22 protein-coding genes and 1 riboswitch are annotated in these 19,325 nt (G+C 73.8%); of the genes, 16 read left to right on the forward strand and 6 right to left on the reverse strand.

Annotated features, from left to right (window positions below):
* Positions 1–160 precede the first annotated feature (160 nt).
* A complete protein-coding gene (locus DSM104299_RS13510; RefSeq protein WP_272477834.1) occupies positions 161–1,606 on the reverse strand; it encodes a WS/DGAT/MGAT family O-acyltransferase in 1,446 nt (481 codons plus the stop codon).
* 182 nt (positions 1,607–1,788) lie between these two features.
* On the opposite strand from DSM104299_RS13510, the gene DSM104299_RS13515 reads away from it, so the two are divergent.
* From DSM104299_RS13515 to DSM104299_RS13535, 5 genes are all read left to right on the forward strand, one after another.
* A complete protein-coding gene (locus tag DSM104299_RS13515) occupies positions 1,789–2,352 on the forward strand; it encodes an RNA polymerase sigma factor (RefSeq protein ID WP_272477835.1) in 564 nt (187 codons plus the stop codon).
* A gap of 19 nt (positions 2,353–2,371) precedes the next feature.
* Positions 2,372–3,508, forward strand: a complete 1,137-nt coding sequence (locus tag DSM104299_RS13520; protein ID WP_272477836.1) for an amidohydrolase family protein — start codon at positions 2,372–2,374, stop codon at positions 3,506–3,508.
* 78 nt (positions 3,509–3,586) lie between these two features.
* Positions 3,587–3,786, forward strand: a riboswitch (cyclic di-AMP (ydaO/yuaA leader).
* A gap of 243 nt (positions 3,787–4,029) precedes the next feature.
* Complete coding sequence (locus DSM104299_RS13525; RefSeq protein ID WP_272477837.1) at positions 4,030–4,518, forward strand: septal ring lytic transglycosylase RlpA family protein; 489 nt, start codon at positions 4,030–4,032, stop codon at positions 4,516–4,518.
* 114 nt (positions 4,519–4,632) lie between these two features.
* Positions 4,633–5,724: a DNA polymerase IV gene (gene dinB / locus DSM104299_RS13530; RefSeq protein ID WP_272477838.1), complete on the forward strand. Its 1,092-nt coding sequence runs from the start codon at positions 4,633–4,635 to the stop codon at positions 5,722–5,724.
* A 21-nt stretch (positions 5,725–5,745) separates the two neighbouring features.
* Positions 5,746–6,588 carry an alpha/beta fold hydrolase gene (locus DSM104299_RS13535; RefSeq protein WP_272477839.1) on the forward strand — a complete coding sequence of 281 codons (843 nt, stop codon included), beginning with the start codon at positions 5,746–5,748 and terminating at the stop codon, positions 6,586–6,588.
* 29 nt (positions 6,589–6,617) lie between these two features.
* On the opposite strand, the gene trxA is transcribed toward DSM104299_RS13535, so the two are convergent.
* On the reverse strand, positions 6,618–7,361 hold the full coding sequence (gene trxA, locus DSM104299_RS13540; protein WP_272477840.1) for a thioredoxin: 744 nt from the start codon (positions 7,359–7,361) through the stop codon (positions 6,618–6,620).
* Between the two features lie 19 nt (positions 7,362–7,380).
* On the opposite strand from trxA, the gene DSM104299_RS13545 reads away from it, so the two are divergent.
* The 4 genes from DSM104299_RS13545 to DSM104299_RS13560 are packed head-to-tail and all read left to right on the forward strand — an operon-like array spanning position 7,381 to position 10,332.
* Positions 7,381–8,187 carry an alpha/beta fold hydrolase gene (locus tag DSM104299_RS13545; RefSeq protein ID WP_272477841.1) on the forward strand — a complete coding sequence of 269 codons (807 nt, stop codon included), beginning with the start codon at positions 7,381–7,383 and terminating at the stop codon, positions 8,185–8,187.
* Positions 8,184–9,104, forward strand: a complete 921-nt coding sequence (locus DSM104299_RS13550; protein ID WP_272477842.1) for an ABC transporter permease — start codon at positions 8,184–8,186, stop codon at positions 9,102–9,104. The genes DSM104299_RS13545 and DSM104299_RS13550 overlap by 4 nt, the downstream gene beginning before the upstream one ends.
* A 9-nt stretch (positions 9,105–9,113) precedes the next feature.
* Positions 9,114–9,518: a DUF6941 family protein gene (locus DSM104299_RS13555; RefSeq protein WP_272477843.1), complete on the forward strand. Its 405-nt coding sequence runs from the start codon at positions 9,114–9,116 to the stop codon at positions 9,516–9,518.
* A gap of 22 nt (positions 9,519–9,540) precedes the next feature.
* On the forward strand, positions 9,541–10,332 hold the full coding sequence (locus tag DSM104299_RS13560; protein WP_272477844.1) for a thioesterase family protein: 792 nt from the start codon (positions 9,541–9,543) through the stop codon (positions 10,330–10,332).
* Positions 10,333–10,358: 26 nt separating this feature from the next.
* Here DSM104299_RS13560 and DSM104299_RS13565 read toward each other — a convergent pair whose 3' ends face one another.
* Together DSM104299_RS13565 and DSM104299_RS13570 are read right to left on the reverse strand one after the other, a co-directional pair.
* Positions 10,359–10,862, reverse strand: coding sequence for a DUF1269 domain-containing protein (locus tag DSM104299_RS13565; protein WP_272477845.1), 504 nt, complete (start codon positions 10,860–10,862; stop codon positions 10,359–10,361).
* Positions 10,863–10,928: 66 nt separating this feature from the next.
* Entirely contained in the window at positions 10,929–11,135 is a 207-nt protein-coding gene (locus DSM104299_RS13570; protein WP_272477846.1) for a hypothetical protein, read from the reverse strand.
* A 38-nt stretch (positions 11,136–11,173) separates the two neighbouring features.
* Here DSM104299_RS13570 and DSM104299_RS13575 point away from each other — a divergent pair, with 38 nt between their 5' ends.
* The 5 genes from DSM104299_RS13575 to pdxH all read left to right on the forward strand — a co-directional run bounded on the left by DSM104299_RS13575 (position 11,174) and on the right by pdxH (position 15,902).
* Positions 11,174–11,734 (forward strand): GNAT family N-acetyltransferase, encoded by a 561-nt coding sequence (locus tag DSM104299_RS13575; protein WP_272477847.1) that lies wholly within the window; start codon positions 11,174–11,176, stop codon positions 11,732–11,734.
* Complete coding sequence (locus DSM104299_RS13580) at positions 11,731–12,903, forward strand: aminotransferase class I/II-fold pyridoxal phosphate-dependent enzyme (protein ID WP_272477848.1); 1,173 nt, start codon at positions 11,731–11,733, stop codon at positions 12,901–12,903. The genes DSM104299_RS13575 and DSM104299_RS13580 overlap by 4 nt, the downstream gene beginning before the upstream one ends.
* A 35-nt stretch (positions 12,904–12,938) precedes the next feature.
* Positions 12,939–13,331, forward strand: coding sequence for a response regulator (locus DSM104299_RS13585; RefSeq protein WP_272477849.1), 393 nt, complete (start codon positions 12,939–12,941; stop codon positions 13,329–13,331).
* 138 nt (positions 13,332–13,469) lie between these two features.
* On the forward strand, positions 13,470–15,134 hold the full coding sequence (locus DSM104299_RS13590; protein WP_272477850.1) for a S8 family serine peptidase: 1,665 nt from the start codon (positions 13,470–13,472) through the stop codon (positions 15,132–15,134).
* A gap of 96 nt (positions 15,135–15,230) precedes the next feature.
* Positions 15,231–15,902: a pyridoxamine 5'-phosphate oxidase gene (pdxH, locus tag DSM104299_RS13595; RefSeq protein ID WP_272477851.1), complete on the forward strand. Its 672-nt coding sequence runs from the start codon at positions 15,231–15,233 to the stop codon at positions 15,900–15,902.
* On the opposite strand, the gene DSM104299_RS13600 is transcribed toward pdxH, so the two are convergent.
* On the reverse strand, positions 15,899–16,789 hold the full coding sequence (locus tag DSM104299_RS13600; RefSeq protein WP_272477852.1) for a thioredoxin domain-containing protein: 891 nt from the start codon (positions 16,787–16,789) through the stop codon (positions 15,899–15,901). The two genes, pdxH and DSM104299_RS13600, sit on opposite strands and share 4 nt — an antisense overlap.
* 161 nt (positions 16,790–16,950) lie before the next feature.
* Between DSM104299_RS13600 and DSM104299_RS13605 the strand changes: the two genes are divergently transcribed.
* On the forward strand, positions 16,951–17,202 hold the full coding sequence (locus DSM104299_RS13605; RefSeq protein WP_028075335.1) for a hypothetical protein: 252 nt from the start codon (positions 16,951–16,953) through the stop codon (positions 17,200–17,202).
* Positions 17,203–17,327: 125 nt separating this feature from the next.
* Positions 17,328–17,672, forward strand: coding sequence for a hypothetical protein (locus DSM104299_RS13610; RefSeq protein ID WP_272477853.1), 345 nt, complete (start codon positions 17,328–17,330; stop codon positions 17,670–17,672).
* Here DSM104299_RS13610 and DSM104299_RS13615 read toward each other — a convergent pair.
* Positions 17,669–19,297, reverse strand: coding sequence for a histidine kinase (locus DSM104299_RS13615; RefSeq protein ID WP_272477854.1), 1,629 nt, complete (start codon positions 19,295–19,297; stop codon positions 17,669–17,671). The two genes, DSM104299_RS13610 and DSM104299_RS13615, sit on opposite strands and share 4 nt — an antisense overlap.
* Positions 19,298–19,325: the final 28 nt, after the last annotated feature.

The following is a 19,325-nucleotide window of genomic DNA, read 5'->3' on the forward strand; positions in this document are numbered from 1 at the left end:
GGCGCTTCGACCTGCGCAGGACGGCTGCGGCGCAGCCGGTCGCGCTGCGCCTGAGCCCGGCCGGCCGGCGTCTGCTCGCTCGCGGGGCGCTGGCGCTCGCGGTCCGGGTCAACGGCCAGCCGGCGCGGCTCGGGCGCCGGGTGACGCTGCGCCCGGCGCGCTAGCCGGCCGGCGCGGTCGCGGTCGGCCGCTCGCGCAGGCCGGTGCGGCGCACGCGCACGTCGGCGCCGGCGGCCGCGGCGAGGTCGTCGATCGCGCCGCGCAACTCGGTCGCGATCTCCTCGACGTCGGGCAGCGCGTCGAAGTCCGCGAGGAGCCCGAAGCCCAGCCGCCCGTTGTAGGACATGATCGCGATGCCCAGCGCCTGCTTGAGCGCCAGCGGCACCACGGGGTAGAGCGCGAGCAGCCGGCGGCCCAGCAGGTACAGCTCGAGCTGCGGGCCCGGGACGTTGGTCACCACGAGGTTGAAGAACCGCTGGCGGGCCTGCAGCCGCGCGGCCTGGCTCATGATCGTCGGCGGGGCGAAGTCCGCGAGCTGGGTCAGCGTCTCGGCGCCGACGGCCTGGCCGGACTCCTTGAGGTCCTTCATGGCCTCGTGGACCTCGGCGAAGCAGTCGACCGGGTCGCGGACGCCGACGGGCAGCGGCGCCCACATCGTCGCGACGCGGTTGCCCAGCGCGCCGCGCTCGGCGTCGGCGCGCACGGACACCGGCACCATCGCGCGCAGGACGAGATCCTCGGTGTCCTCGCCGCGGCCGCGCATCCAGCGCCCGAGCGCGAGGGCGACCGCGGTCAGCACCACGTCGTTGACGGTCCCGCCGAGCTTCGACTTGATGGCCTTGAAGCGCTGCAGGTCGGCGTCGACCCACGTGTAGCGCCGGTGCGGGCCGATCGCGACGTTCAGCGGCGTGCGTGGGGCGGGGGACAGGCCGACCTTGGCCATCGAGCCGATCCCGGAGACGCCGCCGGCCAGCCGCTCGACGACCTGGCGCGGGGCGCGCGTGAGCGCGCGGAACCCGCGGACGGCCTCGCCGGGGACGGTCGTGCGCTCCAGCAACGCCTCGGCCAGCAGCTCGGTCGACGTCGGCACCGGGTGCGGCAGCCACGCGCTGGCCGGGGGTGCGGGCGGCGCGGGGTCGGCGGCGGTGTCGAAGAGCACCGAGACGATGTCGACGCCGCTCACGCCGTCGACCAGCGCGTGATGCGTCTTGCTCAGCAGCGCGAAGCGGTTGTCGTCGAGGCCCTCGACCAGCCAGATCTCCCACAGCGGCTTCGAGCGGTCCAGGCGCTGGCCGAACACGCGGGCGGCCAGCCGCTTGAGCTCCTCGTCGGATCCCGGTGCCGGCAGCGCCGTGTGGCGGATGTGGTAGCGGGCGTTGAAGTGCGGGTCGTCGACCCAGCGCGGCCGGCCCTGGCCGAGCGGTACGAAGGCGAGCCGCTGGCGGTAGCGCGGGACGAGGTGCAGCCGCGCCTGGATCGCGTCGACGAGGTCGTCGTAGGCGGGCGCGGGGCCGTCGAAGGTCATGACGGCCGCGACGTGCATGTGCGCGCCGCTGTCCTCCAGGTGCAGGAACGAGGCGTCGAGAGCGGTCAGCCGGGTGGGCACGCGGCGATCGTCTCAGCACCGGTGAGGGACCGCAAGGGATGTGAGGCGCCAATCGTTTCCTGAGAGGTTCTTGCAGCCAGGCTGCACACATGTTGTTGCAAACCTTCAACAGCGCGTGTAAGGTCTGCACGGCAAGGGTAGATCGGCTTCGTCGGATCCTCTTCGGACTTGGAGCAACAGCGATGGACCTCAGCGATCCCGTCACCTTCGGCCGCATGTACGACGAGCACCGCCGTGGCGTCCATGCGACGGCCTACCGCGTTCTCAACAGCTCGACGCTGGCGCAGGACGTCGTCCAGGACGTGTTCCTGCGCGTGTGGCGCAACCCCAAGAAGTTCGACGCGCGGCGCGGCGAGCTGGGGTCCTACCTGCGGCTGATGGCCCGCAGCCGCGCCGTCGACCTGTGGCGCGAGGGTCAGGCCTCCGGGCGTGCGGAGGACCGGCTCAAGGCGGTCGTCGGCCACGAGCCGCCGCGGCCCGACGCCCAACCCGATCACCTGGCGCTGGCGTCGGCCGACCGCTCGACCGTGCGCGCCGCGCTCGGCCGCCTGCCCGACCCGCAGCGCGAGGCGCTGGTCCTCGCCTACTGGGGCGGCCTGACCGCCGACCAGATCGCGGTCAAGGCGGGCGTCCCGCTCGGCACCGCCAAGAGCCGCATCCGGCTGGGCCTGGCGAGGCTGCGCGACGACCTCGCCCCCTTGCGCGCCGCGGAGCTCACGCCGGCCGCAGGCGCCGTCGCCGCGTGACGCGGGTAGGGTCGGCCGCGTGCCTGTTCGCGGCCTGCCCTTCGACGACGTCGTCTCCGACCTGCGGGCGCGCGAGCTCGCGTGGCTCGGCGCCGACGTGCCGTGGTTCGATGCGCACACCCACATCGGCCATCACGATCCCGACGGCGCCGAGGCCGATCCGCACGAGCTGATCGAGGCGCTGGACGTCGCGGGGCAGCAGCGCGCGCTGGTGTTCGCGATGCAGGAGCCCGACGGCTACCGGGAGCCCAACGCGTGGGTGCTGCGCAGCGCGGCGGAGTCCGACGGCCGGTTGATGGCCCTGGGGCGGATCGACCCGAACGCGCCGGACGCGCTGGAGGAGGCGCAGCGCTGCCTGGCCGACGGCGCGCGCGGCTTCAAGCTGCATCCGCGCAGCGACGCCTTCGGGCTGCCGCATCCGGTCGTCGAGCAGGTCGTCGCGCTCGCGGGCGAGCACCGGCTGCCCGTGCTCTTCCACGCCGGCCGCGGGATCCCGGACCTCGGCGAGTCGGTGCTGCACATGGCGGCCGACCATCCGGGCGCGCGCCTGATCCTCGCCCACGCGGGCATCAGCGACCTGGGTCTGCTCGGCCCGCGCGTGGCCGAGTTCGAGAACATCATGTTCGACACGTCGTGGTGGCACATCAGCGACATGCTGACTCTGTTCAGCACCGTGCCGCCCGGCCAGATCGTGTACGCGAGCGACATGCCCTACGGCGGTTCGCGCTTCCCGTCGTTCCTCATGCTGCGGTGCGCGCGAGCGGTCGGCGCGACGCCCGAGCAGGCCGCCGCGATCGCCGGCGGGCAGCTCGCCCGCGTGGTCGCCGGCGACGAGTTGATGGACTTGGGTCCCGCGCTCGGCACGGGCAACCTGGGCCGCCGGATCCTCGCCTACGAGCGGGTGATCAGCTACCTGACGGGTGCCGCCCACATGGTCTTCCGGGGCGGCGATCCGACCGAGCCGCTGGCGCTCGCGCGGCTCGGCTGCCAGGCGCCCGAAGATGGAGAGCACCGCGCAGTGCTCCACGAGGCAGAGGGCTTCATCGCCCTCGCGCAGCAGCGCCTCGGCGACGGCCTGAACCCGATCGCGGTCATCCACCCGGCGATCACCGCGATGGTCCTCGTAGGGACCGCGGAAGCGCTTCAGAGCCCATAAAAACGGTCCGTCGCAGGACCGTCGCCTGTGTGAACACCGTCACACAGGCTTCGGCGACCCGGGGTAGCCTGTCGAACGCTTGTTCGAACGCCGAGTCGTCCCTGCGTCAACAGGGGGACGAGCGGGGGACCCAATCTCCGGTCGTGAGTGCGATCCGACCGGATGGGGCGAATCGGGGCCTGCTGGCTCCGTAGCGACACGTCGCCGCGTGCCCGATGCATGCGACGCGCCGTGCCGCGAGCCCGACAGCTAACCCCGTAGGCGCTGATCACGTAGGAGGTGCCTCCCCGTGAGGCTCGACAACCTGCGTGCGCCGCGTATTGCGGGCACGCTGCTCAGCACGACCATGATCGCGGCGGCCGCTGTCCCGGCAGTCGCGAGCTCCGATACGCAGTCCCCGGCCCCGGCCCCGGCCGCGTCCACGACCGCCGCGACGCCCGTGGCCACCAAGGCGTCCGCGTCGCTGTCCGTCGCCTCCGTGCGCCGCACGGTGATCGAGGGCCGCCGCGTCGTCGTCCGCGGTGCCCTGCGCCCGGGCCGGCTCCGGCCGGGCGGTGGCGCTCCAGGTCGGCCGCTCCGGCGGCGGCTGGACGACCGTCGACCACGACCGCACCGACCGCAAGGGCCGCTACGTGCTGGCCTGGCGGGCGACGAAGACCGGCACCAAGCGGGTCCGCGTCCACTTCGGCGGGACGAGGGAGCTGGGCTCGGCCCGGCAGCTCGCCGGCACGACCCGGATCTACCGCCGGGCGTTCGTGTCCTGGTACGGCCCGGGCCTGTACGGCCAGCACCTCGCGTGCGGCGGCACGCTGTCGTCCGGCACGCTCGGGGTGGCCCACAAGTCGCTGCCCTGCGGCACGAAGGTCACGCTGCACTACAAGGGGCACACGGTCCGCGTGCCCGTCGTCGACCGGGGCCCCTACGTGGCCGGCCGCGAGTTCGACCTGACCGCCGCCACCAAGCAGAAGCTCGGCTTCGGCTCGACCGGCACGGTCCTCTCGACGCGCTAGGCCGCGTCACCCGCCATCCTCGCGACGGACGTCGTTCACGCGACGTACCCCTCGCGAGGTGGCGGGCGTCGCCGCGCCCCGACCTCGTCGCCTCCCCGGCGTAGCCTGTGCGAGGTGTCGCGGCGCGTCATAGCCCACCTCGACTGCGACGCGTTCTTCGCGTCCGTGGAGCTGCAGCGGCGACCCGAGTTGCAGGGCCTTCCGGTCATCGTCGCCGGCAGCGGGCCGCGCGCCGTCGTGACCACCGCGTCCTACGAGGCGCGCAAGTTCGGGATCGGCTCGGCGATGAGCGCGGCCGAGGCCAAGCGCCGCTGCCCGCAGGCGATCACGATCCCGCCCGACCACCAGGCCTATTCCGAGAAGTCCAAGGAGGTCTGGAGCGTCGTGCGCGAGGAGATCGAGGTGCTGCAGCAGGCCTCCATCGACGAGGCCTACGCCGACCTGTCGGCGTTCGCGAAGCCGCTGCCGATGCTGCGCACGCTGATCGCGCGCGTCAAGGAGGAGACCGGCATCCAGATCTCGGCCGGCATCGCCCCCAACCGGCTGGTCGCCAAGATCGCCTCCGACCTCGGCAAGCCCGCCGGCTTCGTCGCCATCGGCCGCGAGCAGTGCGCCGCGCACGTCGCCGGCCAGTCGCCGCGGATCGTCCCCGGCATCGGGCCGAAGACCGCGGCGCGCCTGGCCGAGATGGGCTACGCGACGCTCGGCACGCTCCAGGACGCGCCGGTCGAGGAGCTGCAGGAGCGCTTCGGCGAGCGCTACGGCGTCGACCTGCACCGCCGGGCGCACCTGCACGACGAGTCGCCGGTCGAGACCACCCGGGTGCGCAAGTCGCGCTCGGTCGAGACCACGTTCGACGTCGACGTCGCCGACCACGCCGAGCTCGAGGCCACGCTGCGCCAGCAGTCCAACCGGCTCGCCGAGCAGCTGCGCCGGGCGCAGGAGCGCGGGCGCACGATCGGGATCAAGGTCCGCCTCGACGACTGGACCACGATCACCCGCGCGCGGTCGATCGACGCCTACATCGACGACGAGGCGACGATCATCGCGATCGCGCTGGAGCTGTTTCGCGACTACGCGCCGCCGCGGCCCGTGCGCCTGCTCGGCGTCCGGGTCGCGGGCTTCGAGGGCGAGGCGAGCGCGGCGTCGGAGCCGGCACCGCGCGGCGCGCCGCCCGGCCAGCTCGTGCTGCCGCTGGGCGTGTGAGCCAGCGGGTACGGTTGGCCCATGGCGCACCTGACCATCGGCGGCCGCAACCTCTTCCACCGGCGCAGCGGCGCGGGCGAGCCGCTGCTGCTGATCATGGGGATGAGCGGGACGCACCTGTCGTGGGGCGAGCCGTTCATCGCCGACCTCGAGCGCGACTTCGACGTCGTCGCCTACGACCATCGCGGCATCGGCCGCTCCGACCCCGAGAGCGCGGCGTTCTCGATCGTCGACCTGGCCGACGACGCGGTCGGGATCCTGGACGCGCTCGGCTGGACCAGCGCCCACGTCCTCGGGATCTCGATGGGCGGGATGATCGCCCAGGAGCTGGCGCTCAGCCATCCCGAGCGGATCCGGACGCTCACCCTCGGCTGCACCTACTGCGGCGGACCCGGCTCGGCGCTCGCGCCGCAGGCCACGATCGAGAAGCTGTCGGCCGGGATGATCACGTCCCACCCACCCGACCGCGAGCTGGCGATCCGCAACGGCTTCGAGGTCAACGTGTCGGCGGCGTTCGCGGCGCGCGAGGGCACCTACGAGTCCTTCCGCGCGATGGCCAAGGCGCTGCCCGCCCCCGTGCCGGTGATCATGCTCCAGATGCAGGCCATCGCCCAGCACGACACGAGCGCGCGCCTGGCGACGCTCGGCGGCGTGCCGACGCTCGTGATCCACGGCGACGAGGACGCGATGCTGCCCGTGGAGAACGGCCGGCTGATCGCGTCGCTGATCCCGGGCGCGGAGCTGGAGGTCCTCGAAGGCGTCGGCCACATGTTCTGGTGGGAGCAGCCCGAGCGCTCGGCGGCGCTGGTGCGTGCGCACGCGGACGCCGGCCTCCAGGTCGCGCCGCCCGCGCCGAACCACTGACCAGTGACGCGGGAAGGTGCTGGTGGGGACTAGTACAGCGCGCCGGCCAAGCGCCGGCGCGCGTCCCGCGCGAACGGGTGGTCGACGCCGAACGCGTCGAGGATCCCGACGATCACGCGACGCAGGTCGTCCTTCTGGCCGTTGCTGTCGCCGATCGCGTCGATCAGCAGGTCGACCGCCTGCTTGGGGTCGCCGCCGTCGAGCGCGGCGAACGCCGCGACCGCGCCGGGGACCTGCTCGCGCTCCAGCCGGATGCGCGCCGCGAGGCCGTCGGCGGCGAAGTCGCCCGTCGCGTTGGCCAGCGACTCCAGCGCGCCGTCGATGTCGCCGGCCTTGCGCTGGATGATCGCGAGCTTGACGCGCGCGTCGGCGCGGGCGGGGTCGAGCGCGATCGCGCGGCGCAGCGACGCCTCGTCGCCGGCGGCGACCAGGCCGTCGGCCTCGGACGGCACGAGGCCGTCGAAGAACGCGTTGACCTTCGCGGGCGGGATGGCGCCGATGAACTCGTCGACGACCTCGCCGTCCTTGAAGGCCTTGACGGCCGGGATGCTCTGGATCTGGAAGGTCTGCGCGATGCCCTGGTTGGCGTCGGTGTCGAGCTTGGCGAGGACGACCTTGCCCTCGCGCTCCGCGGCGGCCTTCTCGAGGAACGGCCCGAGCGTGCGGCACGGCCCGCACCACTCCGCCCAGAAGTCGACGACCACGGGGGTCTCCTTCGACTTCTCGATGACCTGCTGCTGGAAGTCCTGCTCGGTGACGTCGATCACGGCCATGTCTCCTAGGGTACGACGGGTGACGCTGTTCCAGGAGCGAAGCGGAGGTCCCGCCGGCCCGCCGGTGGTGCTGCTGCACGGGCTGACCGCGACGCATCGCTACGTCGTGATGGGGTCGAAGGCGCTGCAGCGCGCCGGCCACGACGTGCTCGCCTACGACGCGCGCGGGCACGGCGCGTCGGACCCGGCGCCGTCGCCGTCGGCGTACGAGTACGCCGACCTGGCCGCCGACCTGCTGTCCGTGATGGACGCGGCCGGGATCGAGCGCGCCGTGCTCGCGGGCGCGTCGATGGGCGCGCACACCGCGGTGCGGGTGGCGCTCGCGCATCCCGAGCGCGTCGCCGGGCTGGTGATCGTCACGCCCGCCTACGACCCCGAGGACTGGCCGGGGGACCTCGTGCGCTGGGACGCGCTGAGCGACGGGCTGCGCGCCGGCGGCGTCGACGGGTTCGTCGAGGCCTACGGGGAATCGGGCCCACCCACCCCGGAGAAGTGGAAGGCCACGCTGCAGACCGTGCTCCGGCAGCGGCTCGGCGCGCACGAGCACCAGGACGCGGTCGCCGACGCGCTGAAGGTCGTGCCGCGGTCGCGGCCCTTCACGAGCCGCGACGAGCTGCGCGCGATCGCCGCGCCCACGGTCGTCGTCGCCGACCACGACGAGCCCGACCCCGGCCATCCGCTGCGCGTGGGCGAGTTGTACGCCTCGCTCATCCCGGGCGCGCGGCTGGTCGTCGAGGACGAGGGGTCCAGCCCGATCGCCTGGCAGGGCGGGCAGTTGTCGAAGGTCATCGCCGGGGTGGCCGCCGAGGCGTTCGCGACGTCGTGAGGCGGTTGGCGGTCCGGCTGGGCGGGATCGTGGTCGTCGTCGTGCTGGCGACGGCGTGCGCGTGGATCCTGTTCCACCTCTTGCGCCCCGAGTTGTTCCGCGGCCGCGGCGACCTTGGCTCGCTGCCGCACTACCTCAACCGCGCGTTCCTGCACTTCGACTTCGGCCGCTCCGAGCAGGGCAGCCAGCGGCCGGTCGCCGACCTGATCCGCGAGGGCCTGCCGGCCGACGTCGCGCTGCTCAGCGGCGGCCTGGCCTTCGGCCTGCTGCTCGGGATCGGCGGCGCGATCGCGTGCGCCCGGCGGCCGCGCGGCTGGGCGTCGCGCGCCGCGCAGGTCCTCGCGATGGTCGGCCTGTGCGCGCCGGTCTACGTCGTCGGGCTGATGAGCCTGCTGTTCTTCGGCGCCGACATCGGCGTCGTGCCGTTCGACATCGGGATCCCGCTGCGCTACGTCGAGTTCGCCGACTCGCCCAGCGGCTGGCTCGGCGCGCTGATCGTCCCGTGGATCGTCCTCGGCCTGCCGCTGGCCGGGATGTGCCTGCGCGTCATGTTGGGGCAGATGGTCGAGGGCGGCGACGAGGAGTACGTGCGCTCGGCGCGCGCCAAGGGGCTGGGGGAGTGGACGGTCCTCAGCCGCCACGTCGCGCCCGCCGCGCTGGCGCCGACCGCGATGCTCGCGTCCGCCTCGATGCCGCTGCTGCTGACCAACGTCGTGCTCGTCGAGCAGGTCTTCAGCATCCCCGGCGTCTTCCGCGACCTCACGCGCTCGATCGGGACCGCGAACACACCGCTGATCCTCGGGATGACCGCGGTCGGCGCGCTGCTCATCGCGGTGACCACGTTCCTCTTCGACGTGTTGTTGGTGTGGTTGGACCCGCGGGTGCGCGCGGGCGAGGTGGCTCCCGCCTCCCGCTAGGGTGGCGAGATGAACGTCGACTGGGTGATCCCGTGCCGGTACGTCGAGGTCCACGACAACCTCGGCAGCATGATCGGCGCGGGGATCGACACGTTCTGGGTGCCGGAGCTCCCGGCGCCGCTGCAGGTGATGCTGGCGGTCAGGCTGACCGCCACGGCCGAGGAGCTGTCGCCCGGCATCCAGCACGTGCTGCGCACGGTCGTCACCGACAAGCACGGCGAGGTCGTCTTCGAGGCGACCGTCGAGTTCGAGGCCGACTCCGAGGTCACGCAGACCGAGTGGCTCAACTCGATGGTGATGCCGAGCGTCGTCCAGTTCGAGGCCGTCGAGGCCGGGACGTTCCAGCTCGAGCAGTCCGTGGACGGCAACTCCCAGTCGATCCCGCTGCACGTCATCGAGGGTCCGCCGGAGTGACGCCGGCCGCCGGCACGGCGCGATGACGCCGGAGGCCGTCTTCACGCCCGACGGCGACGTGCTCGTCCCGTCGGTCCACGCGCGGGGCCCGTGGGACGCCGACGCGATGCACGGCGGCGCGCCGACCGCGCTGCTGGCGCGGGCGATCGAGGCGCTCGAGACGCCGGTGCCGATGCAGGTGGTCCGCCTCGCGGTGGAGTTCCCGCGCGCCGTGCCGCAGGCGCCCGTGATCGCGACCGCGCGCCTGACGCGGCCCGGCCGCAGGCTCGGGCTGGCCGAGGCGACGCTGACCACCGTGGACGGCACCGAGGTGCTGCGCGCGCGGGCGACGCTGCTGCGCCGCGGCGAGGTCGCCCTGCCCGCGTCGGCGCTGGCGCGCGAGCCGCGCCCGTTCCCCGGCCCGGACGAGGGGCGCGTCGCGCACTGGACCGGCGGCGACGAGACCGCCGGCTTCCACCTCACGGCGATCGAGCTGCGCTTCGCCAGCGGCGACTGGGGCCACGGCCCCGCCGCCGGCTGGTTCCGCTTCGCGCTGCCGCTCGTCGCCGGCGAGGCGCCGACGCCGCTGCAGCGCGCGGTCGCGTTCGCGGACTTCGGCAACGGCCTCAGCCGCGCGCTGGACTTCCGCACGCACCTGTTCGTCAACACCGACCTCACCGTCCACCTCCAGCGCGAGCCGGTGGGCGAGTGGGTCGCGCTCGACGCCCGCACCGACCTCGACGCCGCGGGCGTCGGCCAGGCCACCTCGGTCCTGCGCGACGAGCACGGCCGCCTCGGCGTCGCGGCGCAGTCGCTCTACGTCGACACGCGCTGAGGCGGCCGCGCCGCGCGACGGCACCCTCAGCCGGCCGCGGCGGCCTTGTCGAGCTCCTTCTCGAACTCCTTGGCATCGGCGTCGATCTGCTTCTGCAGGCGCTTGTCCGCCCGCCGCAGCTCGCGATCGAGCGTCTCCTCGAGCTGGTCGCGGCCGACCACCACCAGCGCGGCCTCGCCCGCGTCGAGGGCCTCGCCGAGCTCCTTGACGTCGCCGCGCGACATCCCGTGCCACAGGTGGCCGACCACGCCGCCGGCGGCGCCGCCGACGATCGCGGTCCCGATGATCGACGGCGGGAAGAGGATCCCGACCAGCGCGCCGACGCCGATGCCGGTCCAGGCGCCGTGCTGGGTCGGCTTCTCGTGCTTGTGCACGTGGACCTTGCCGTCGCCGTCCTTGGTGACGATCGCCGCGTCGTAGGTTCCGACGACGCCGCTCGCGTGCAGCTCCAGCAGGACGTCGTAGTCCTCGCGGGCCGCGGCCTCGCTGTCGTATGCCGCGATGTAGATGAAGACCGGTGCGTCGGACATGTCGTGCTCCTTCGGGATCGGGAGAGGGCTCGGGGAGAGCATCCGCCGAGGGAGCACGAGGCGCCCTCACTCGGTCAGGGTGATCTTCTTGGCGCGGAACCGGCGCGCGCGCTTGATGGCCTTCTTCGGCGCGTCGAGCACGTAGGTGCGCTTGCCGGTCCGCTGCGCCAGCCCGACGGCGCTGAGGCGCTTGGCGACGACCGGGCAGCGCTGGCAGCGCGGGTCGCTCTTGCAGCAGCGCTTCTTGACCGTCACCTCGCGCCGGGTCGCCATCCGCCTGCGAGGCTAGCGTTGAGGCTCCGCCGTTCCCGATGCCCGACGCCTTCCCGCTCCCCGACCCCGCGCTGACCGACGGCTCGGTCCTGCTGCGCCCGCTGACCGCGGCCGACGTGCCCGCGATCTACGCGGCGTGCCAGGCGCCCGACATCCAGCACTTCACGTTCGTCCCGGTCCCGTACGCGATGGACCACGCGCGCGAATGGGTCGGCGGCGCGGCGCGCGCCCGCGAGCAGGGCGAGGCGCTCAGCCTGGCGATCGTCGACGTCGACGACGGCGGCCTGGTCGGCACGGTCGCGCTGCTGCGCCCGGACTGGCAGCACCGCACGGTCGAGATCGGCTACTGGGTCGCGCCGTGGGGCCGGCGCAACGGCGCCGCCACCCGGGCCGTGGCGCTGCTGGCGCCCTGGGCGATCAGGACCCTCGCCTTCGCGCGGGTCGCCTGCGACGTGGACATCGACAACGTGGCCAGCCAGCGCGTCGCCGAGCGCGCCGGCTTCACGCGCGACGGCGTCCTGCGCTCGCTGCTCGAGATCAAGGGCCGGCGCTGGACGCTGGCCGCCTACTCGCTCACCGAGGAGGATCTCGCGTCATGAGCCCGCCGGACCATCGCCCGCCGCCCGCGCGCCTCGGGGTGCTGCCCGAGCAGTACTTCACGCAGATCCTCGCGGCCGCCGCCCGCGCCCGCGCCCAGCCCGGCGCGCCGTTCATCGACCTCGGCCGCGGCAACCCGGATCTCCCGCCGCCGCCGCACGCGATCGCCGCGCTGCGCGCCGCGGCGCTGGAAGTCGACACGCCGCTGGTCCACGGCTACCCGCCGTTCCGCGGACATGCCGACCTGAAGGAGGCGATCGCGCACCGCTACGCCGTCGACCACGGCGTGCAGCTCGACCCCGAGCGCGAGGTCGCGGTCATCCCCGGGACCAAGACGGGGATCATGCTCGCCTGCCTGGCGACCGCGGAGGACGGCGACGCGATCCTGCTGCCCGACCCCGGCTATCCGGACTACCTGTCGGGCGCCGCGCTGGCGCGGGCGCGCGTGCTCCCGCTGCCGCTCGACGCCAGCGCGGGCTTCCAGCCGGACTTCGACGCGGCGAGTGGGGCCGCCCGGGTCGCGCTGGCCGTCCTCAACTACCCGTCCAACCCGACCGCCGCGCTCGAGCGGCCCGGCACGTTCGAGGCCGCCGTGGCCTACGCGCACGCGCGCGGCGCCTGGGTCCTGAACGACCTGGCCTACGGCTTCCTGGCCTACGACGGCGCCCGCGCGCGGTCGATCCTGGAGGTCGACGGCGCGCGCGACGTCGCGCTCGAGCTCTGGTCGCCGTCCAAGATCTACGGGATGGCCGGCTGGCGGATCGGCTTCGCGGTCGGCAACCCCACGCTCGTCGCGCGGATCCAGGACCTCGTCGACCACCTCACCGCCGGCGTGTGGACCGGGCTGCAGCGCGGCCTGGCCGCCGCGCTGCGCTCCGACCAGGCCGACGTCACGGAGCGCCGCGCGGTCTACGCGCGCCGCCGCGATGTCGTGGTCCGGACGCTGACCGCGGCGGGGGCGCCGCCGGCTCCGGCCGAAGGCTCCTTCTTCGTCTGGTGGCCGCTGCCGGGCGGCGTGACGCCCGAGTCGCTGATCGCGCAGGCGCGCGTCGGCGTCGCGCCGGGCCAGGGGTTCGGCGGCGGTGGCGCCGGCTACGCGCGCCTGTCGCTCGCGGTCGCCGACGACGAGCTCGCCGAGGCCGTCGCGCGGCTCGCGGCGGCAGGCACCTGACACACCGGCGCGCGCAGCACGTTAGATTCAGGTGCATGGCTGAGGCCACGGTGCTCGTGGTGGACGACGACGCAGGCTTCCGCGCCTACGTGCGCGCGGCGCTGGAGGGCGAGCGCTTCCGGGTGGTCGAGGGCGAGAGCGGCCCCGACGCCGTCACGGTCGCGCTCCGCGAGCGTCCCGACGCCATCCTGCTGGACTGGCGGATGCCGGGCCAGAGCGGGATCACGGCCTGCCGCAACCTGCGCGCCGAGCCGACCCTGGCCGGCGTGCGCATCGCCATGATCACCGGCCTGGACGACGAGCGCGACCGCACGCTGGCCCGCCACGCCGGCGCCGACGCCTTCCTGGTCAAGGACCCCGACCCGGACGCGCTCGCGCGCCAGGTCCGCCGGCTGCTGGACGCCGGCCCCGCGCCCGTCACACCGTAATCGCGGGCGCTGAGCGCCGCACAGCGGCGGGTTTCGCCCCGCCGGGGCGGGGGAATGGGTCGGGCCTCTCGTTCTTCCACGCCTTCAGGGGAGGCCTACACCTTGCGCATCAGAACGGTCCTTTGCGCGTCTGCGGCCGTGATCTCGGCCAGCGCGATCGGCGGCATCGCGGCGAGCGGCACGTCGGCTCAGGGCGGCGACGCCCGCACGTTCGTCGTCCTGCTCGACCCGTCCGCCTCGACCGACGCGGCCACGCAGTCCATCCAGCAGGCCGGCGGCTCGGTCGAGAAGCTCAACACGGCGGTCGGCGTCGCGACGGTCCGCTCGACCAACGCGGACTTCGCCCAGCAGGTGCGGGCCAAGCCCGCCATCCAGGGCGCGGCGGCCGACCGCGAGATCGGGCAGGTCCCCGCCGAGTCGCGCACGCACCGCGAGCAGGCCGAGATCGAGCGCCTGCAGGCCCAGCGCGACGCCCAGCGCGGCGCGCCCGGCGTGACGCCGAACGTCGCGACGCCCGGCGACCCGCTGTCGTCGCTGCAGTGGGACATGCAGGCGATGCACGCCACGGTCGACGGGTCCTACAAGGTCCAGCAGGGCACCAAGGACGTCCGCGTCGGCATCATCGACACCGGCGTCGACGGCTCCCATCCCGACATCGCACCGAACTTCGACCGCGACCTGAGCCGCAACTTCACCGTCGACGACCCGGTCATCGACGGCGCGTGCGACACCGACCCGGACGGCTCGTGCGACGACCCGGCCGACGTCGACGAGGACGGCCACGGCACGCACGTCGCCGGCACGATCGCCGCCCCGCTCAACGGGCTGGGCATCGCGGGCGTCGCGCCGCGCGTCGACATCGTCAACCTGCGCGCGGGTCAGGACTCCGGCTACTTCTTCATCCAGCCGGTCGTCGACGCCCTCACCTACGCGGGCGACCACGGGATCGACGTGGTCAACATGTCGTTCTACATCGACCCGTGGCTCTACAACTGCACCGCCAACCCGGCGGACTCGCCGGAGGAGCAGGCCGAGCAGCAGACGATCATCCAGGCCACGCAGCGCGCGCTGGCCTACGCGCGCCAGCGCGGCGTGTCGCTGGTGGCCGCCGAGGGCAACGAGTCGACCGACCTCGGCCGTCCGGACTTCGACGACACGAGCCCGGACTACCCGCCGGACGCCGCGCACGACCGCAACGTCGACAACTCGTGCCTGAACCTGCCGACCGAGGGCGAAGGCGTCATCGGCGTCACCGCCACCGGCCCGAGCGGGCGCAAGGCCTACTACTCCAACTACGGCACGGAGCAGGCCGACGTCGCGGCGCCGGGCGGCGACTACCGCGACTTCTACGGGACCGACAAGTACAAGACGCCGGGCAACCTGATCCTGGCGCCGTACCCCGAGTCGGTCGGCCGCGCCGCGGGCGACATCGACGCCGCCGGCAACCCGACGACCCCGTTCGTGGTCAAGGACACCAAGAACGGCCAGGCGGCGTACTACCAGTACCTGCAGGGCACGTCGATGGCCACGCCGCACGTCGTGGGCGTGGTGGCGCTGATCGTCAGCGAGTTCGGCAAGAAGGACCGGTCCCAGGGCGGCCTCACGCTGCCTCCGGATCGCGTTCAGAACATCCTGCAGAAGACCGCGACCGACACGCCCTGCCCGTCGCCGCGGCTCTACGAGTACCAGAGTGACGACCTGGGCCCGGAGTACAACGCGTACTGCGAGGGGCCGGCGAAGCGCAACGGGTTCTTCGGCGACGGCGTGGTCGACGCGCTGGCCGCCGTGCAGCCTCGCGGCTGACCGCGAGCAGCGGGGGAGGCCCCGGGATCGGACGGACTTCACGGAGGGAGTCCGTCCACCCATCCCGTCCCCACCCGCCCCGTATGTTGGTCGGCGATGCCCGAGCCGACCGTCCCCGACCACCAGCGGCTGGCGGCCATGCGCCGCAGCTACGAGCGCGGCGGCCTGGACGTGGGCGACCTCGCGCCGACGTGGTCGGCGATGCTGTCGCGCTGGCTGGACGACGCCGAGGCCGGCGGCGTGCGCGAGCCCAACGCGATGATCGTCGCGACCGCCGGCGCCGACGGCCGGCCCAACGTCCGCACCGTGCTGCTGAAGGGCCTCGACGACGCGACGCTGACGTTCTTCACCAACTACGCGTCGGCCAAGGGCCGGGAGCTGACCGCCAACCCCGTGGCGTCGATCCTGTTCCCGTGGATCGACCTCCAGCGCCAGGTGCGGCTGACGGGCGCGGTGCGCAAGCTCGGCGGCGCGGCGTCCGACGCCTACTTCGCCTCGCGCCCCTACGGGTCGCGGATCGGCGCGCTGGCCAGCCCGCAGTCCGAGGTGGTGGCCGACCGCGCCGCGCTGGAGTCCGCGCGCGACGCGCTGACCGCCCGCCACCCCGACCCGCCGGGCGACGTGCCGCGCCCGGAGACCTGGGGCGGCTACGTCGTGGAGCCCGACACCGTGGAGTTCTGGCAGGGCCGCCCGGACCGCCTCCACGACCGCCTCGTCTACCGGCGCGGCGACGACGGGTCGTGGACGACGGCCCGGCTCGCGCCCTAGGCGGCGACCAGGTGCCAGAGCGCGCCGTCGCCGACGGCCTCGCGACGCACCAGGCCCTCGCCGGCGGCGGCGATCAGCGCCCGCTCGGCCGCGTCGTCGTCGACCTCGCCCAAGTTAGAGGTCATGCAGACCGCGACCTCGCGCGTGACGGGCGCGTAGGGGAGGGCGCGCAGGACGTCGACCGGGTCCTCGGCCGGCGCGCGGCGCTCCAGCGCCACGTCGAGGTTGGCCAGCGCCGTGTCGTAGGACTCCAGCGGCTGGAAGCCGCCGACCTCGAGCGAGCTCCCGTCGGTGTGCGTGAAGATGACCGACGGCGCCGTGTACCGGACCGCGCCGTCGGTGTTGGCCTCGCGGCCCTGGGCCTCGATCGGCCGGCCGGCGGCGGTGCGCGACAGCGCGCGGTCCTCCTGGTAGGCGCTTTCGACCGCTTCGGTCTCCAGCGCGGCGACGAGGCGGTCGACGTCCAGGCCCTCGACGCCGGCCAGCGCCGTGCGCAGGCCCTCGGGCTCGTCGAGCAGCGCGGTGGTCGTGAACTGCGCGAGCTGCAGCGCGCGGAAGACCGCGGGCTCCAGCTCGGGCTGCCCCAGGCGCGCGGCGACGACGGCACGGCACGCGTAGCCCGTCCCGGTGACGCGCTCGCGGGGCTGACCGCCGAACGGCATGCCGAAGCGCCGGCCGAAGGTCCGGAAGCCCTGGGCGCTGCGCGTGGGCGTGTAGCCGGACTCGACGTAGCGGTCGGGTCCCTCGCTCAGACCGATGAGGACCAGCCGCCAATCGAGCTGGTCTCCGAAGCGCCAGCGCAGCGCCGCGTGGGCCGGGGAAGCGGCGTACGCCCAGGGGCAATGCGGGTCGCTGAAGTGCGTGAGGGAGATCGCTGAGGGAGCCATGCACATGATGGTTGCACATGCAACAGGTCGACGACCAACGGACAACTGACCAACAACTTGCACCAAGGACTTGCACTAGGCACGACTTATAGGCAAGGATTTGGTCACCGGACGGCGAACACTCGCGCACGCAGTCCAACCCAAATCAGGAGGGCAACCCCATGGCAACGGAACGACCGAGCGGACTCAAGCAGCGCTCGTACCTCATCGGCGGCGACGAGATCAACTGGCTGGAGACGGCCGCCGGCAAGACCAAGCTCACGCAGAGCGACCTGGTGCGCCTCGCGCTCCAGCGTCTGCGCAAGGACCTCGGCGCTGCTCGCAGCCTGAAGGTCGAGTCGGTCGAGGCCCTCGCGAAGGGCACCAAGTGGTCCCCGGTCAAGCGTGGCGGTCCCCGCCGCAAGGCGAGCTAGCGCCCACGCGTCGACCGGCGCTCAGCTGACCTGAGCGCCGCGGCGCCGCGGTGGACGGACGTCCGATCACGGGCATCTGACACTGCGGCGCCGCGGCCTCGCGGTCGACCCTAGGGTGAGACGCGATGCCGCCCGCACCCTTCGAGCTCGACTTCGTCCGGATCATCAACGCCGCTCGTCTGGAGCTGGAGTCCGCCGGCAACCCCGCCTACGCGGTCTCCGTCATCGAGCCCAACGGGCAGGCCCATCTGGCCCCGATGGTCTTCTCCACCGTCGGCCCCGCGACCGACCACGCGACCCGCCTGGGCCGCGCCGCCTTCGACACCGGTGAGCAGATCGTCATCGTCTCCCGCTCGGCCGCCGGCCGCCGCGCGATGTTCACCGTCGTCGAGCCGCGCACCCTGCGCAAGCTCCACCAGCGCCTCGAAGTGATCGAAGAGACCTTCGCGGAGCTGGATACCACGATCTAACGGGTCGCGGCCTCGGGCGCGACGTCGCGCTCGTCGGCCACCGCGCGGTACCAGAGGAGCATCATCGGCTCCTCGTCGGTGAACTGCCAGCCCGGCTCGCCGAAGAGCAGCGCCATCTCGTCGCGGATCGTCGCGTAGAAGCCACGGCGGTCCGACCGCCAGCCTTCGAGGGTCGTCGCCCCGACGTCCTCGGGCTCCAGCCAGTCGTCGTCGATGTCCAGGAACGGGACCGACGCCACGCTCACGACCTCCACGGTCGCGCGGCGGCGGCCGAGGTGGTCCATGACCGGCAGGCGCTGGCCGACGCGCGGCGCGCCGCCCTCCAGCTCCCACTCGCGGGCGAGCGTCACCGACAACGTCTTGCGCCCGGCGAGCACGGCCTGGATGTTGCGCTCGCCGCGGCCGCCGTCGTCGGGGTGGCCGAACTCCAGGAACGGCTCGTGCGCGCTGCGCCACGGCGCGAGCGGGATCGTCGCGGTGAGCGTCGTTCCGCGGCCGGGCGGAGACTCGACCAGCAGCTCGCCGCCGAGCGCGGCCACGCGGTCGCTCAACCCGGCCAGCCCGCTGCCGCCGGTGGCGTCGGCGCCGCCGCGGCCGTCGTCGGCGAGCGTGACGACCGCCTCGCCCAGCCTGGTCGACACGTCCACCCGGACGACGTCGGCCTGCGCGTACTTCACCGCGTTGGTCAGGCCCTCGGAGGCGAGGTAGAACGCGGTCAGCTCGACGGGCGCGGGCAGGCGCCGCTCCGGCAGCCCGTCGATGTGCAGGGGGATGGGGGAGCGGCCGGCCAGCGCCTCGAGCGCCGAGCCGAGGCCCTTCTCGGTCAGGCCGGCGGGATGCAGGCCGCGGGCCAGCTCGCGCAGCTCGTCGGTCGCGAGCCGGGCCTCCTCGTGCGCGCGCTCCAGCAGCTCCAGCGCGACCGGCTCGGCGTCGTCGCCCAGCTTGCGGCGCGCGATGCCGATCAGGTGGCCGAGCGCGACGATGCGCTGCTGCGCGCCGTCGTGCAGGTCGCGGCCGATGCGCTGGCGCTCGGAGTCGGCGGCGTCCAGGACGCGGGCGCGCGCGGCGGCGACCTCGGCGTCGCGGGTGCGTAGCGCGGCCTGATGGCGGCGGCGCTCGATCTCGGCGCCCGCGCGCGCCGCGAAGATCTTCAGGACCGCGAGCTCGTCCTCGTCGGGGTCGATGGCCGTGGACGACATCAACGCCACGTAGCCGACGTGCTCGTCGCCGGCGCCGGGGAGCGCGACGCCGAGGTAGGAGTCCAGCCCGAAGTCGCGGACGTAGCGGTCGTCGGGGAAGCGCGCGCACGTGCCTTCGGGGAGCACCAGCAGGCCCTCGCGGCGCACGACCGCGCACGGCATCGAGTCGTCGAGGTCGAACTCGTAGCCCTCGCGCATCTCGACGCCGTTCTGCCACGACACCAGCACGCGGACGCGCCCGACCGCGGGCGCGGGCAGGTGCTCGGCGATGAACGCCAGCTCAGCGCCGAACGCGGCGGCGAGATGGCGGACCATCGCGCGCAGGAACGCGTCGCCGACGACCCCGGCCGTTCCCGTCGCGAGGCGCCTCAGGAGGTCGCGCTCGCGCGCGCTGGGCGGATCTTCTGGCGCTTCGGCGGTCGACACGGGGCGACGGATGGTACCCGCGCCGACC

Origin of the sequence: Baekduia alba, from assembly GCF_028416635.1 — a bacterium.
Lineage (GTDB): Bacteria > Actinomycetota > Thermoleophilia > Solirubrobacterales > Solirubrobacteraceae > Baekduia > Baekduia alba.